The following is a 15289-nucleotide window of genomic DNA, read 5'->3' as shown; positions in this document are numbered from 1 at the left end:
TGCCGCCTCCGGAGTCTAGGTCGGCACCCTGGAGGGACCCTGGGAACGCCGGGCGCGGCACGCGCGGGGTGAGCAAGGCCGCACCGGGCGCACAGGCGGCCTCAGTACGCTCGTGCGGTGACACCCGAGCAGCTGCGTGACGTCGTCCGGATCGCCGTGGCCGCCGCCGTCGAACGCGGCGTGCTGGCCGTGTCCGTCCCGGACGACGTCGTCGTCGAGCGCCCGCGGAACCCCGAGCACGGCGACTACGCGACCAACGTGGCGATGCGCCTGGCCAAGGCCGCCGGGCAGCCGCCGCGGGCGGTCGCGGAGGCGGTCGCCGGGCAGCTGCGCGCGCAGGCCGGCATCGGCTCGGTCGACGTCGCCGGCCCCGGCTTCCTCAACGTCACCCTCGCCCGGGGCGCGCTGGGGCGGATCGCGGTCGACGCGGTCACCGCCGGGTCCGCCTACGGGCGCACCGCCGCCCTCGCCGGGCAGCGGCTGAACCTGGAGTTCGTCTCGGCGAACCCCACCGGCCCCGTGCACATCGGCGGCACCCGGTGGGCGGCGGTCGGTGACGCGCTGGGCCGCCTGCTGGAGGCCGGTGGCGCCTCCGTGACCCGGGAGTACTACTTCAACGACGCCGGCGCGCAGGTGGACCGGTTCGCCCGCAGCCTGATGGCCGCGGCCGCCGGCCGCCCGGTGCCCGAGGACGGCTACGCCGGGGACTACGTCGGCGAGATCGCCGCCCAGGTCGTCGCCGCCGAGCCCGGCGTGCTGGAGCTGCCGGAGGACGAGCAGCAGGAGCGGTTCCGGGTCCGCGGCGTCGAGCTCATGTTCGCCGAGATCAAGCGCACCCTCGCCGCCTTCGGCGTCGAGTTCGACGTCTACTTCAGCGAGCGCACCCTGCACGACACCGGCGCCCTGGAGAAGGCGATCGCCCGGTTGCGCGACAACGGCCACGTCTACGAGGCCGACGGCGCCACCTGGCTGCGCACCACCGACTTCGGCGACGACAAGGACCGGCCGCTGGTCAAGAGCGACGGCGACCCCACCTACTTCGCGGCCGACTGCGCCTACTACCTCGACAAGCGCGCCCGCGGCTTCGACAAGGTCGTGATCATGCTCGGCGCCGACCACGCCGGCTACGTCGGCCGCTACCGGGCGCTGGTGGCCGCGGTCGGCGACGACCCCGACGCGAACCTGGAGATCCTGCTCGGCCAGCTGGTCAACCTGGTCCGCGACGGCGGGCCGGTGCGGATGAGCAAGCGGGCCGGCACCGTCGTCCTGCTCGAGGACCTCGTGGACGCCGTCGGTGCCGACGCCGCCCGGTACGCGCTGGCGCGGGCCTCGGTCGACCAGCAGATCGACCTGGACCTCGACCTGTGGAGCCGGCAGACCAGCGACAACCCGGTCTTCTACGTCCAGTACGCGCACGCCCGCATCTCCTCGGTGCTGCGCAACGCCGCCGACCTGGGCATCGCCCTCGGCGACCCGGGCGACGTCGACGCCGGGCAGTTGACCCACGAGCGGGAGAACGACCTGCTCCGGGCGCTGGGGGAGTTCCCGCGGGTGCTGACCTCGGCCGCGGAGCTGCGCGCCCCGCACCGGGTGGCCCGGTACCTGGAGGAGCTGGCCGGCACCTACCACCGGTTCTACGACTCCTGCCGGGTGCTGCCGCGTGGCGACGAGGAGACGACGCCGCTGACCGTCGCCCGGCTGTGGCTGTGCGCGGCGACCGCCGTGGTGCTGCGCAACGGCCTGGACGTGCTCGGCGTGAGTGCCCCGGAGCGGATGTGAGGGCGCACCCCGCGGGCCCGCTGCACGGCGCGATCTCCCCGCCCCCGTCCGTCGGCCTGCCCCCGGCCGACCTCGGCGTGCTCGACCCGGCCGTCTGGCCGCGCTCGGCGGTCCGGGTCGACGGCGAACTGCACCTGGGCGGGCGGCCGGTCACCGAGCTGGCGCGCGCGCACGGCACCCCGCTGTTCGTCCTGGACGAGGCCGACTTCCGCAGCCGGGCGGCGGACTTCGCGACCGCCTTCGACGACGCCGACGTGCACTACGCCTCCAAGGCGTTCCTCTGCGGGCAGGTCGCCCGGTGGATCGCCGACGACGGGCTGCACCTGGACGCCTGCTCGGGCAACGAGCTGGCCCTCGCCCTGGCCGCGGGCTTCCCGGCCGGGCGGATCGCGCTGCACGGCAACAACAAGTCCCTCGTGGAGCTGCAGCTGGCCGTCGACGCCGGCATCGGCCACGTCGTGCTGGACTCCTTCGACGAGATCGACCGGCTGGTGCCGCTGGCCGCCGCCCGGGTGGCCGCCGGCGGGGGGCCGGTGCCGGTGCTCATCCGCACCACCGTCGGCATCGAGGCGCACACGCACGAGTTCATCGCCACCGCCCACGAGGACCAGAAGTTCGGCTTCTCGCTGGCCACCGGTGACGCGCTGACCGCCGCCGTCCGGGTGATCCGCGAGCCGGCGCTGCGGCTGACCGGCCTGCACAGCCACATCGGCTCGCAGATCTTCGACACCGCCGGCTTCGAGGCCGCCGCGCACCGCGTCGTCGGCCTGCTCGGCCAGGTGCGCCAGGCCACCGGCCAGGTGCTGGGGGAGCTGAACCTCGGGGGCGGCTTCGGCATCGCCTACCTGCCGGAGGACGACCCGGTCGGTCCCGACGACATCGCCCGGCGGCTGCGCGCCGTGGTCGCCGCCGAGTGCGCGGCGCTGGACCTGCCGGTGCCCCGGCTGGCCGTCGAGCCCGGGCGGGCGATCGCCGGGCCCGGCACGGTCACGCTCTACGAGATCGGCACCATCAAGCCGGTGCGCCTGGGCAGCGGCGCCGCCGGCGCCCCGCAGGTCCGCAACTACGTCTCCGTGGACGGCGGGATGAGCGACAACATCCGCACCGCGCTGTACGACGCCAGCTACACCTGCGTGCTGGCCAACCGGTCCTCCGACGCCCCGCCGGCGCTGTGCCGGGTCGTCGGCAAGCACTGCGAGAGCGGCGACGTCCTGGTCCGCGACCTGTGGCTGCCGGCCGACGTCCAGCCCGGGGACCTGCTCGCGGTCGCCGCCACCGGCGCCTACTGCTGGTCGATGGCCAGCAACTACAACTACCTGCTCAAGCCGCCGGTGGTCGCCGTGCGGGACGGCGTCGCCACCGAGGTCGTCCGGCGGCAGACACTGGCCGACGTGTTCGCCCTCGACGCCGTCCTCGCCGACGTCCCGGCACCCGCGCCGGCGCCGTCCCAGCCCGCGCCGGAGCACGCCGCGGGGGTGACCTCGTGACGACCGCGCCGCTGCGGGTGGCCCTGCTGGGCTGCGGCACCGTGGGCAGCGCGGTGCTGCGGCTGCTGGCCGAGCAGGCCGGCGACCTCACCGCGCGCATCGGGCGGCCGGTCGAGGTCGTCGGGGTCGCCGTCCGCCGTCCCGACCGGCACCCCGACGTCCCCGCGGCCCTGCTCACCACCGATGCGCACGGGCTGGTCACCCGGCCCGACGTGGACCTGGTGGTGGAGGTCATCGGGGGCATCGAGCCGGTGCGCTCGCTGCTGATGGCCGCCTTCGAGGCCGGCAAGTCGGTGGTCAGCGCCAACAAGGCGCTGCTGGCCGACGAGGGCGGCGAGCTGCACGCCGCCGCGGCCAAGGCCGGCGTCGACCTCTACTACGAGGCCGCCGTCGCCGGCGCCATCCCGCTGCTGCGCCCGCTGCGCGAGTCGCTGGCCGGCGACCAGCTGCGCCGGGTGGTCGGCATCGTCAACGGCACGACCAACTACATCCTGTCCCGCATGGCCGAGACCGGGCACGGCTTCACCGAGGCGCTGGCCGAGGCCACCGAGCTGGGCTACGCCGAGGCCGACCCGACCGCGGACGTCGACGGCTTCGACGCCGCCGCCAAGGCCGCCATCCTCGCCTCGCTGGCCTTCCACACCCCGGTCACCGCCGGCGACGTCTACCGCGAGGGCATCTCCGCGGTCACCTCGACCGACGTCGCCCGCGCGGCAGAGATCGGCTGCACCGTCAAGCTGCTGGCCATCTGCGAGCGCGTGCCGGGGGAGGACGGGGACTCCGTCGCCGTCCGCGTGCACCCGGCGATGATCCCGACGTCGCACCCGCTGGCCGCCGTCGGCGGGGCGTTCAACGCGGTCTTCGTCGAGGCCGAGGCCGCCGGTCAGCTGATGTTCTACGGCCAGGGCGCCGGCGGCGACGCGACCGCGAGCGCCGTCCTGGGCGACCTGGTCGCCGTCGCCCGCAACCGGGCGGCCGGTGTCGCCGGCCCGGGGGTCACCACCTACGCGGGCCTGCCCGCGCGGCCCATCGCGGAGACCCCCACCCGCTACCACGTGAGCCTCGACGTCGCCGACCGGCCCGGCGTGCTGGCCACGGTGGCCCAGGAGTTCGCCCGGCACGGGGTCAGCATCGCCACCGTGCGCCAGGACGGGCACGGGGACGCCGCGACGCTGGTCATCGTCACGCACAGTGCGCCGGACGCCGCCCTGTCGGCCACGGTGTCCGCGCTCCGGGAGATGCCCGCCGTCCGCGGCGTCACCAGCATCCTGCGTGTGGAGGGACTGTCATGACGACGCAGCTGCCCGTCCGGGGCACCGTCTCCCCGCAGTGGCCCGGGCTCATCGAGGCCTACCGCTCCCGGCTCCCGGTGGGTCCGGAGACCCGGGTGGTCACCCTCCAGGAGGGCGCGACCCCGCTGGTGCCGGCGCAGGAGCTGTCCCGCCGCACCGGCTGCGACGTGTACCTCAAGGTCGAGGGGGCCAACCCGACCGGGTCGTTCAAGGACCGCGGCATGACGATGGCCATCACCAAGGCACTCGAGGAGGGCGCCGAGGCCGTCATCTGCGCCTCCACGGGCAACACCAGCGCGAGTGCGGCCGCCTACGCCGCCCGCGCCGGGCTGGTCTGCGCCGTCCTGGTGCCCACCGGGAAGATCGCGCTGGGCAAGCTGGCCCAGGCGCTGGTGCACGGCGCCAAGCTGCTGCAGGTCGACGGCAACTTCGACGACTGCCTCGCCCTGGCCAGCAAGCTGGCGATCGACTACCCGGTCAGCCTGGTCAACAGCGTCAACCAGTTCCGCATCGAGGGGCAGAAGACCGCCTCCTTCGAGGTGGTCGACGTCCTCGGCGACGCCCCCGACGTGCACTGCCTGCCGGTGGGCAACGCGGGCAACATCACCGCCTACTGGCAGGGGTACCGGGAGTACGCCGACGACGGCACCGCCTCCCGGACGCCGCGGATGTGGGGCTTCCAGGCCGCCGGCGCCGCGCCGATCGTCACCGGGCAGGTGGTGCACCAGCCGCAGACGATCGCCACCGCCATCCGCATCGGCAACCCGGCGTCCTGGACCAGGGCGCTGGCCGCCCGCGACGAGTCCGGCGGGCGCATCGACGCCGTCACCGACCGCGCCATCCTCGCCGCCTACCGGCTGCTGGCCCGCACCGAGGCCGTGTTCGTGGAGCCCGCGTCGGCGGCCTCGGTCGCCGGGCTGCTGCAGGTCGCGGAGGCCGGGGAGCTCGAGCCGGGTCAGCGGGTGGTGTGCACGGTGACCGGGAACGGCCTCAAGGACCCCGAGTGGGCGATCTCCGGCGCCCCGGCCCCGGTGACGGTGCCGGTCGACGCCGCGGTGGCCGCCGCGAAGCTGGGGCTGTGACGTCCCACTCCAGCCCCGGCCGGGTGCGGGTGCAGGTGCCGGCCACCAGCGCCAACCTCGGCCCCGTCTTCGACTGCGCGGGACTCGCCCTCACCCACCACGACGTGCTCGAGGTCGGCGTCGAGACCGACGGCCTGCGGGTCGAGGTGGGCGGTGTCGGCGCCGGTGAGCTGCCCACCGACGAGTCGCACCTGGTCGTCCGCGCCTTCCGGGCGGCCTGCGCCGAGCTGGACTGGACGCCGCCGGGCCTGCGGGTGCTCGCCCGGAACGCCATCCCGCAGGGGCGGGGGATGGGCTCGTCGGCCGCCGCGGTCGTCGCCGGTGTGGTGGCGGCGTGGGAGCTGTGCCCGGACGTCGGGTCCACCGACCTGGACGCCGTCCTCCGGCTCACCACGACGATGGAGGGCCACCCCGACAACGTGGCCGCCTGCCTGCTGGGCGGCCTGGTCCTCTCCTGGACCACCGACGCCGGTGTGTCGGCGACGAGGGTCGAGGTCGACGGCGACGTGCTGCCGGTCGTCCTGGTCCCCGACGCGACGCTGTCCACGCACGTCGCGCGCAGCCTGCTGCCCGACGCCGTCCCGCACGCCGACGCCTCCTTCACCGCCGGGCGGGCCGCGCTGCTGGTGCACGCGCTGACCCGGGAGCCGGGGCTGCTGTTCGCGGCCACCGAGGACCGGCTGCACCAGCGGCAGCGGGCCACCGCCATGCCGGCCTCCGCGCGGCTGCTCGAGCGGCTGCGCGCGGCCGGGCACGCCGCCGTCGTCTCGGGGGCGGGGCCGAGCCTGCTGGTGCTCACCCGACGCCACCCCGACGACCCCCCGGCGGACCCCGCTGGCGCCCTCCGGGTGCGGGAGGTGGCCGATCTCACCCCTCCGGGGTGGACCGTCCTGCCGCTGGGCGTCGATCTGCGGGGTGTCCGTGTGCACCGGCCTGGGCAGCGGGTATCGTCCGGATGACGAGGAACACACCGGTTCCGGTCGGTGTTGTCGTGTCCGGAGGCCCGCACTAGGCTGACGGCGTAGCCGCCCGGTCGGGCGAGCCTCGCGCGGGGCGTCGCAGACGATCTGATGTCCGTCGCCGCAGAAGCGCTCCGCACCCACTGATCCCGCACCTCTCGCCGTCCGCTCCACGACCGGGCCGGGAGGAGCCGGGTCACCCCCTGCGCCGGTAGGCGCAGGTCTCCGCAGGGAAGGACCTGTACGTGAGCGAGACCACCGACCTCGTCACCGCGCCGCAGAGCACGGGGAACGACGAGGCACCTGCCGCTCCTGGGACGACGGGGCGCACCCGTCGCCGCGGCAGCGGGCTCTCAGGCATGCTGCTGCCCGAGCTGCAGCGCCTGGCCGCCGAGCTCGGCATCTCCGGCACCGGCCGGATGCGCAAGGGCGACCTGGTCGCCGCCATCTCCGCCCGCCAGGTGAACGGGGACGGTCCGGCCGAGGCCGCCACCACCCCCCCGGCCCGTGAGGCCGAGGCGCCCCGCCCGGCCGCCGCCACGGCCCCGCCGGTCGAGGCCCCCGTCAGCGGCGGCGCCAACGGCGGTCCGGTCACCGCGCCGGCCGAGGTCGTCGGCGAGGCCGCGCCGCGCCGCCGCCGCGGGGCCAGCCGCCCCGCCGGCTCGCCGACCGCCCAGGGCACCGACACGGCGACCACCCCTGCAGCGACCAGCGCCGCCGCGCCCGCCAGCACGGCGCCGGCGGCGGCACCGGAGCCGCAGGTCGAGGCCCCCGCCACCGAGACCGCCGACACCGCCGCCCCGGCCCGCGAGCGCGCCGACGGCGAGCAGGCCGACGCGGAGCGCACCGGCGAGGACCGCCCGCAGCGCAACCGGGACCGCGGCCGCAACCGCGGTGACCGGGACGCCGCCGAGCGCACGCCGCGCGGCGACCGGGACGGCGCCGAGCGCGCGCCGCGCGGCGACCGGGACGGCGCCGAGCGCGGTCCCCGTGGTGAGCGCGACGGTCGTGGCGAGCGGGACGGCAACCGTGGTCCCGACCGCGGTGAGCGCGGCGGCCGGCCGGACAACCGGACCGACAACCGCAACGACCGGGGTACGGACACCCGTCCCGACCCGCGCAACGACGAGGACGACGACGACTTCGAGGGCGGCCGCGGCCGCCGGGGACGCCGGTACCGCGACCGCAACCGCCGCAACGGCACCGCCCCCCGCGAGCGGTTCGAGCAGACCGAGCCGACCGTCAGCGAGGACGACGTCCTGCTGCCCGTGGCCGGCATCCTCGACGTGCTGGACAACTACGCGTTCGTCCGCACGTCGGGCTACCTGACCGGCCCGAACGACGTCTACGTGTCGCTGTCCCAGGTGCGCCGCCACGGGCTGCGCCGCGGTGACGCGATCACCGGCGCCGTCCGCCAGCCGCGCGAGGGCGAGCGCAAGGACAAGTACAACGCGCTGGTCCGGCTCGACTCGGTCAACGGCCTGGACCCCGACCAGGCGCGCAACCGCCCGGACTTCACCAAGCTGACCCCGCTCTACCCGCAGGAGCGGCTGCGGCTGGAGACCGAGCCGCACCACCTGACCACCCGGGTCATGGACCTGGTCATGCCGATCGGCAAGGGTCAGCGCGCACTCATCGTCAGCCCGCCCAAGGCCGGCAAGACGATGGTGCTGCAGTCGATCGCCAACGCGATCACCACGAACAACCCCGAGTGCCACCTCATGGTCGTCCTCGTCGACGAGCGGCCCGAGGAGGTCACCGACATGCAGCGCTCGGTGAAGGGCGAGGTCATCGCCTCGACCTTCGACCGGCCGCCGTCGGACCACACCACGGTCGCGGAGCTGTCCATCGAGCGGGCCAAGCGCCTGGTCGAGATGGGCCACGACGTCGTCGTCCTGCTGGACTCGATCACCCGGCTGGGCCGCGCCTACAACCTGGCCGCCCCCGCCAGCGGGCGCATCCTGTCCGGCGGTGTGGACTCCACCGCGCTCTACCCGCCCAAGCGCTTCCTCGGCGCCGCCCGCAACATCGAGAACGGCGGCTCGCTGACCATCATCGCCTCGGCGCTGGTGGAGACCGGCTCCACGATGGACACGGTCATCTTCGAGGAGTTCAAGGGCACCGGGAACGCCGAGATCAAGCTGGACCGCCGGCTGGCGGACAAGCGGGTCTTCCCGGCCGTCGACGTCAACGCGTCGGGCACGCGCAAGGAGGAGATCCTCATGTCGCCCGACGAGCTGGCCATCGTGATCAAGCTGCGCCGGGTGCTCGCCGCGCTGGAGCCCCAGCAGGCGCTGGAGCTGCTGCTGGACAAGCTGCGCAAGACGCGAAACAACGTCGAGTTCCTCATGCAGATCCAGAAGACCACCCTCGGCCCCGAGCGCGATTGAGGACCCCTCTGCCCCCCACCACTCGCTCCGCTCGTGGCGGAACCCTGCAGAGGGGCCGGTTCCAGCACGTTCCGTGTCAGGGACACTGGACCACCGAGCAGTGCTGTGCGGCCGGAATGAGCGGCCGGCCGCCGGCGTTCGAGCACCTGGACGACACAGACCCGGAAGAGGCGACATGAAGCAGGGCATCCACCCCGACTACCACACCACCACGGTGACCTGTGGTTGCGGGAACACCTTCACCACCCGCAGCACGGCACCCGGCGGCACGCTGACGGTCGAGACCTGCTCGGCCTGCCACCCCTTCTACACCGGCAAGCAGCGCATCCTCGACACCGGCGGCCGCGTGGCCCGCTTCGAGAAGCGCTTCGGCAAGCGCAGCACCGGCGCCGGCCAGTAGCACCCCCGACGGCGCCCGTCCCACCTCGTGTGGGACGGGCGCCGTCGTCGTGTCCGCCCCCTCCCGAGATGAGCACCCCCGCATGAGCAGCGCTCCCGTGGCCGCACCCGACCGGCTGAGCGGGCTGCTGGCCGAGCACGCCGCGCTGGAGACCGAGCTGGCCGACCCGGCCGTGCACACCGACACCGCCCGCGCCCGCCGGCTGGGCCGCCGCTACGCGCAGCTGGCCCCGCTGGTGGAGACCAAGCGGGCGCTGGACGCCGTCCGCGACGACCTCGCCGCCGCGCGCGAACTGGCCGCCGACGACGCCTCCTTCGCCGCCGAGGCCGCCGAGCTCGAGCAGCGGGTGCCCGAGCTGGAGGAGCGGCTGCGCTCCCTGCTCGTGCCGCAGGACCCCGACGACGACAAGGACGTCATCCTGGAGATCAAGGCGGGGGAGGGCGGGGCGGAGTCGGCGCTGTTCGCCGGTGAGCTGCTGCGGATGTACCTGCGCTACGCCGAGCGGCGCGGCTGGGCCACCGAGGTGCTGGACGCCGTGCCCGCCGACCTCGGCGGCTACAAGGACGTCGCCATCGCGGTGAAGTCCCGCACCGACGAGGGCATCTGGTCCCGGCTGAAGTTCGAGGGCGGCGTGCACCGGGTGCAGCGGGTGCCGGTGACGGAGTCGCAGGGCCGCATCCACACCTCCGCCGTCGGCGTCCTCGTACTGCCCGAGGCCGAGGAGGTCGACGTCACCGTCGACCCGAACGACCTGCGCATCGACGTCTTCCGCTCCTCCGGGCCCGGCGGGCAGAGCGTCAACACCACCGACTCCGCCGTCCGGATCACCCACCTGCCCACCGGCATCGTGGTCAGCTCGCAGAACGAGAAGAGCCAGCTGCAGAACCGGGAGTCCGCGCTGCGCGTGCTGCGCTCCCGGCTGCTCGCCGCCGCCCGCGAGGAGGCCGCAGCCACCGCCAGCGACCAGCGCCGCAGCCAGGTGCGCACCGTGGACCGCAGCGAGCGGGTGCGCACCTACAACTTCCCGGAGAGCCGGATCTCCGACCACCGCGTCGGCTTCAAGGCGCACAACCTGGACGCCGTGCTGGACGGCGAGCTCGACCCGGTCATCGACGCGCTCACCCGCGCGCACACCGCCGAGCTCCTGGCGGCCGGGTCCTGAACACCCGGCACCTGCTGGCCGACGCCGCCCGCCGGCTCGCCGACGCCGGGGTCGAGTCCCCGCGGGTGGACGCCGACCTGCTGCTGGCCCACGTGCTCGGGACCACCCGCACCGGCCTGCTGACCCTCGCCGAGGTGCCCGACGGGGCGGCCGCGCGGTTCGCCGACCTCGTCGGCCAGCGCGCCGACCGGGTGCCGCTGCAGCACCTCACCGGCCGCGCCCCGTTCCGCCACCTGGAGCTGGCCGTGGGCCCCGGCGTCTTCGTGCCCCGGCCGGAGACCGAGCAGCTGGTCGGGTGGGCGCTGACCCGGCTGGCCACGGTCGCCGCCCCGGTGGTCGTCGACCTGGGCAGCGGCTCGGGGGCCATCGCGCTGTCCCTCGCCCAGGAGCACCCCGGCGCGCGGGTCACCGCCGTGGAGCGCGACCCCGTCGCCGCCGAGTGGACCCGGGCGAACGCCGCCGCCCGCGCCGCGGCGGGGGATACCCCGGTCGAGGTGGTCACCGGCGACATGACCGACCCCGGCCTGCTGCGCGACCTCGACGGCAGCGTCGACCTCGTCGTGTCCAACCCGCCCTACGTGCCCGACGGCGCCACCGTCCCGCGGGAGGTCGCCGACCACGACCCGCCGCTGGCGCTGTGGGGCGGACCCGACGGCCTCGACGTCGTCCGCGGGCTGCTGCGCACCGCCGCCCGGCTGCTACGTCCCGGCGGGGCGCTGGGCATCGAGCACGCCGACCAGCAGGGCAGCGCGCTGCCCGCGCTGGTGCGCGCCTCCGGCGGGTGGACCGACGTCGAGGACCACCCCGACCTGGCCGGCCGCCCCCGGTACACGACCGCCTCCCGCGCGGCGGGATGACACACTCGCCTCCCGTGGCCGACCTCTACGACTGCTCCGACCCCGCCGCCCGCGCTGCCGGGCTGGACGCCGCCGCGGCGGCCATCGGCGAGGGCGAGCTGGTGCTGGTGCCCACCGACACCGTCTACGGCATCGCCGCCGACGCCTTCACCCCGCCCGCGGTCGCCGCGCTGCTCGCGGCGAAGAACCGCGGCCGCACCATGCCGGTGCCGGTGCTCATCGGCGAGGCGTCCACCCTGGTGGGCCTGGTCACCGTCGTCCCGCCGGTCGCCACCCGGCTGGCCGAGGCGTTCTGGCCCGGCGGGCTGACGCTGGTGGTCGAGCACGCAGCATCCCTGGCCTGGGACCTGGGGGACGCCGAGGGCACCGTCGCCGTGCGGCTGCCCGACGACGCCGTGGCCCGCGACCTGCTGCGGCGCACCGGCCCGCTGGCGGTGTCCAGCGCCAACCGCTCCGGCCGCCCCGCCGCGACGACCGCGGAGGAGGCCGTCGCCCAGCTCGGCAGCCGGGCCGCCGTCGTGCTGGACGACGGACCCCGCGCCGGCTCCGCGGCCAGCACCATCGTCGACTGCACGGTGCCGGCCCCGCGGGTGCTGCGCGTCGGCGCGATCCCCGTCGACCGGCTGCGCGAGGTCGTGCCCGAGCTCGTCGACTGAGGAAGGACCCCGTCCTCCTCACCGCTCGCACGCTCGCGGCGAGCCTCTGGACGGGGCCACCTGCCCCCCACGCCTCGCAGGCTCGACGCGGGCCCCTGCACCGAGGCCACTCCGGCGGCCTTCCGCGCGCGGAAGGCCGCCCCGGGTGGCGCCGGGCGGTCGCCGGTTCGCGGTGACCCGGGGCCCGGGGCGATACCGTGGGACTCCAGCCCGTCATCGATCCCCGGGAGACCCGCCGCGATGAGCACGCCCTCCCGGGGTCCGGCCTCCGGCCTCGTCTGACCCATGCGCGAGTACGTCGTCGTCCTGCTCACGGCGGGGCTGGTCACCTTCCTGGCCACCCCGGTGGTGCGGCTCGCGGCGGTCCGGCTGCGCATGATGGCCGCGCCCCGCGAGCGCGACGTGCACACCATCCCCACACCGCGCGGCGGCGGGGTGGCGATGTACCTGGGCGTCGCCGCGGCGGTCCTGGTCGCCACCCGGCTGCCGGCCCTGCAGCGCACCTTCGACGACTCGCAGACCGCCGCCGTGCTGGTCGCCGGGGGGCTGATCTGCGCCCTGGGCGTGCTCGACGACAAGTTCGGCCTCGACGCGCTCACCAAGCTCACCGGCCAGATCGCGGCCGCCGGCGTGATGGTGCTGCTCGGCGTCCAGCTGGCCTTCGTCTTCCTGCCCGTCGCCGACATCGGCACGCTGTCCCTGGGCCCGGACATCGGCGTCCCGCTCACGCTGCTGCTCACCGTCGCCACCGTCAACGCGCTCAACTTCATCGACGGCCTCGACGGCCTGGCCGCCGGCGTCTCGGCGATCGCCGCGCTGGCGTTCTTCGCCTACAGCTACGACCTCGGCGTCGAGGGCTACGACGACATCGCCAGCGCCCCCACGCTCATCACCGCGGTGCTGGCCGGCGCCTGCCTGGGCTTCCTGCCGCACAACTTCAGCCCGGCCCGCATCTTCATGGGCGACTCCGGCTCGATGCTCGTCGGCCTCATGCTCGCCGCCGCGGCCGTCTCGGCGACGGGGCAGGCCGACCCGCAGACCTTCGACTCCGCGGCCACCCTGCTGCCGCTGGCCCTGCCGCTGCTGGTGCCGATCGCGGTCCTCTCCATCCCGTTCATCGACCTGGTCATGGCCGTGGTCCGCCGCAGCCTGCGCGGCCGCTCGCCGTTCTCGCCGGACAAGATGCACCTGCACCACCGGCTGCTGGCCATCGGCCACTCGCACCGGCGGGCGGTGCTCGTCATGTACTTCTGGGCGGCTCTGCTGTCCTTCGGCGCGGTCGGCCTGGCGATCACCGGTGGGCGGGTGGAACTGGTCGCCTCCATCGCGGTGTTGCTCGTGCTCGGCGTCGTCGTCGTGCTGAGCCCGCGCACCCGGCGGGCGGCCCGCGAGGCGCGCGCCGCCGAGCTGGCCGCCCAGCGGCAGCGCAGCCGGGCCGACCACCCCACCGCGCGCGCCGTCCGGGCCGCCGCCTCCGCCACCCCCGCCACCGCCTCCACCCCGGCCCGGCCCGGTGACCCGGCCGCCACACCGTCCCCCCAGGGAGTCCGATGACCGCCGCCGGGACCGACCGCGAGGCCCCGTGGGACCTGTCCTTCCTCGGCGTGGGGACGGCGGTCACCGCGGGCCTGACCGCCGTGGCCGCACCGGTCGCCGGGCTGCTGGGCGGGTCCGACGCCGCCGTGGGGGTGCTGCTCGGCGCCGCCGTCGTCACCTTCTTCTTCGCCCTGTCCGGCCTGGTGATCGCCTGGGCCGGCCGGCACGGCGACGCCTTCACGCTCCCGGCGGCGCTCGGGTCCTTCTTCGTGAAGATCCTCCTGCTGGCCGCGGTGCTGCAGTCCCTGCCCGCCGACGGCTGGGTCGACCGGCGCGCACTGGCCTGGACCGTGGTCGCCGGCGCCCTGGTGTGGAGCGTCGTCCAGCAGCGGTGGGTGTGGACCCGCCGGCTGTACTACGTCCCCCCGCCCGCCCCGCCCCCGCCCGCGGGGACGGCCCGGCCGCCGGGAGGCGGCGCGACACGCGGCTGATAGTGTCCCGGCCGATGGCCGAGGACAGCTCCTCCACCGGGGGTCCTCGACCCCGACCTGCACAGTCTGCCGTGCGTCCTCACAGTGGGGCCGACATCGGCTGGAGCATCACCGGGACCATGCTCTCGGGGATCGTCGTGTGGGGCGGGGTCGGGTTGGCGCTCGACCGCTGGTGGGGCACCCGCTTCGTCGCCCTGATCGGCGTGCTCCTCGGCCTGACGGTGGCCATCTACCTGGTGGTCGTCAAGTACGGCGTCCTGCCCCCGGACGAGGGGCCCGGGCGCACCGGCTCCACCCGGGGCGGGCACCGCAGCCCGACCAGGACGCAGAAGGGACAACGGTGACCTCCAGCGCCCACGCGCTCGCCGACGTGCTCGCCGTCGAGAGCGACCCGGGCGGCGGCTTCGTCGCCCCCAGCATCGCCGAGTTCTACCCGCCGGCGATCTTCGAGTTCTCCGTCCTCGGCATCGACTTCTCGATCACCCGGATCATCCTGATCTTCTGGATCGCCACGGCGGCCATGCTGGTCTTCCTGCTGCTGGCCGCCCGGAACGCCTCGATCGTGCCGAGCAAGCTGCAGTACATCGGCGAGAGCGGCTACTCGCTGATCCGCGACGGCATGGCCCGCGACGTCATCGGCCCCAAGGGCCTGCCGTTCGCGCCGTTCCTGGCCTCGCTGTTCTTCTTCATCCTGTTCAACAACTTCATGAGCATCTTCCCGTTCGCGCAGATCTCGCCGAACTCGAAGTTCGCGATCCCGCTGGTCCTCGCGGTGATCGTCTGGGTGCTCTACAACTACATCGGCATCAAGGAGCAGGGCGCCGCGCGCTACTTCAAGGACGCCGCCATCCCGCCGGGCGTGCCCGCGGCCGCGCTCATCCTGGTGACGCCGATCGAGCTGCTGCAGGTCTTCGTGATCCGGCCGTTCACCCTGGCCGTGCGGCTCTTCGCGAACATGTTCGCCGGCCACATGCTGCTGGTGGTGTTCTCCCTCGGTGCCGTCTACCTGTTCAGCGTGGGCAACTTCTCGGTGGTCTTCGCGCCGCTGTCGTTCCTGATGGCGCTGGTCATGACCTTCTTCGAGCTGCTGGTCATCTTCCTGCAGGCCTACGTGTTCACCGTGCTCACCGCGACCTACCTCAACGGCGCCGTCGAGCCGGCCCACTGACCGCACCACCCCGCACCACCCCCAGCCAGC

The 15289-nt window shown here is 74.9% G+C and carries 14 protein-coding genes; all 14 read left to right on the top strand.

The window, feature by feature from the left end; genetic code table 11:
- Window positions 1–117 precede the first annotated feature (117 nt).
- The 14 genes from argS (at window position 118) to atpB (ending at window position 15259) form a co-directional block, all read left to right on the top strand.
- A complete protein-coding gene (argS, locus tag RTG05_RS16730) occupies window positions 118–1779 on the top strand; it encodes an arginine--tRNA ligase (RefSeq protein WP_166526060.1) in 1662 nt (553 codons plus the stop codon).
- Window positions 1776–3266, top strand: a complete 1491-nt coding sequence (lysA, locus tag RTG05_RS16725) for a diaminopimelate decarboxylase (protein ID WP_208104622.1) — start codon at window positions 1776–1778, stop codon at window positions 3264–3266. The genes argS and lysA overlap by 4 nt, the downstream gene beginning before the upstream one ends.
- Entirely contained in the window at window positions 3263–4558 is a 1296-nt protein-coding gene (locus tag RTG05_RS16720; RefSeq protein WP_208104621.1) for a homoserine dehydrogenase, read from the top strand. Before lysA ends, RTG05_RS16720 begins: the two co-directional genes overlap by 4 nt.
- Window positions 4555–5640, top strand: coding sequence for a threonine synthase (thrC, locus tag RTG05_RS16715; RefSeq protein WP_166526059.1), 1086 nt, complete (start codon window positions 4555–4557; stop codon window positions 5638–5640). The genes RTG05_RS16720 and thrC overlap by 4 nt, the downstream gene beginning before the upstream one ends.
- On the top strand, window positions 5637–6599 hold the full coding sequence (thrB, locus tag RTG05_RS16710) for a homoserine kinase (protein ID WP_166526058.1): 963 nt from the start codon (window positions 5637–5639) through the stop codon (window positions 6597–6599). The genes thrC and thrB overlap by 4 nt, the downstream gene beginning before the upstream one ends.
- Window positions 6600–6844: 245 nt before the next feature.
- Window positions 6845–8989 (top strand): transcription termination factor Rho, encoded by a 2145-nt coding sequence (rho, locus tag RTG05_RS16705; RefSeq protein WP_315911969.1) that lies wholly within the window; start codon window positions 6845–6847, stop codon window positions 8987–8989.
- 175 nt (window positions 8990–9164) lie between these two features.
- A complete protein-coding gene (gene rpmE / locus RTG05_RS16700; protein WP_166526057.1) occupies window positions 9165–9389 on the top strand; it encodes a 50S ribosomal protein L31 in 225 nt (74 codons plus the stop codon).
- A gap of 82 nt (window positions 9390–9471) precedes the next feature.
- Window positions 9472–10551 carry a peptide chain release factor 1 gene (gene prfA / locus RTG05_RS16695; protein ID WP_166526056.1) on the top strand — a complete coding sequence of 360 codons (1080 nt, stop codon included), beginning with the start codon at window positions 9472–9474 and terminating at the stop codon, window positions 10549–10551.
- Window positions 10548–11408 (top strand): peptide chain release factor N(5)-glutamine methyltransferase, encoded by an 861-nt coding sequence (prmC, locus tag RTG05_RS16690; RefSeq protein ID WP_208104965.1) that lies wholly within the window; start codon window positions 10548–10550, stop codon window positions 11406–11408. Before prfA ends, prmC begins: the two co-directional genes overlap by 4 nt.
- A gap of 14 nt (window positions 11409–11422) precedes the next feature.
- Window positions 11423–12064 carry an L-threonylcarbamoyladenylate synthase gene (locus tag RTG05_RS16685; protein ID WP_208104620.1) on the top strand — a complete coding sequence of 214 codons (642 nt, stop codon included), beginning with the start codon at window positions 11423–11425 and terminating at the stop codon, window positions 12062–12064.
- 285 nt (window positions 12065–12349) lie between these two features.
- Entirely contained in the window at window positions 12350–13618 is a 1269-nt protein-coding gene (locus RTG05_RS16680; RefSeq protein ID WP_166526054.1) for a glycosyltransferase family 4 protein, read from the top strand.
- Entirely contained in the window at window positions 13615–14091 is a 477-nt protein-coding gene (locus RTG05_RS16675) for a Cg1360 family ATP-synthase-associated protein (protein WP_166526053.1), read from the top strand. Before RTG05_RS16680 ends, RTG05_RS16675 begins: the two co-directional genes overlap by 4 nt.
- Before the next feature lie 71 nt (window positions 14092–14162).
- Entirely contained in the window at window positions 14163–14435 is a 273-nt protein-coding gene (locus tag RTG05_RS16670; RefSeq protein WP_315911968.1) for an AtpZ/AtpI family protein, read from the top strand.
- Window positions 14432–15259, top strand: a complete 828-nt coding sequence (atpB, locus tag RTG05_RS16665) for a F0F1 ATP synthase subunit A (RefSeq protein ID WP_166526051.1) — start codon at window positions 14432–14434, stop codon at window positions 15257–15259. Before RTG05_RS16670 ends, atpB begins: the two co-directional genes overlap by 4 nt.
- Window positions 15260–15289 lie beyond the last annotated feature (30 nt).

This window comes from Geodermatophilus sp. DSM 44513 (genome assembly GCF_032460525.1).
Classification (GTDB): Bacteria; Actinomycetota; Actinomycetes; order Mycobacteriales; family Geodermatophilaceae; genus Geodermatophilus.
The sequence above is the reverse complement of the archived record's forward strand: the minus strand, read 5'-3'. Positions and strand labels throughout refer to the sequence as shown.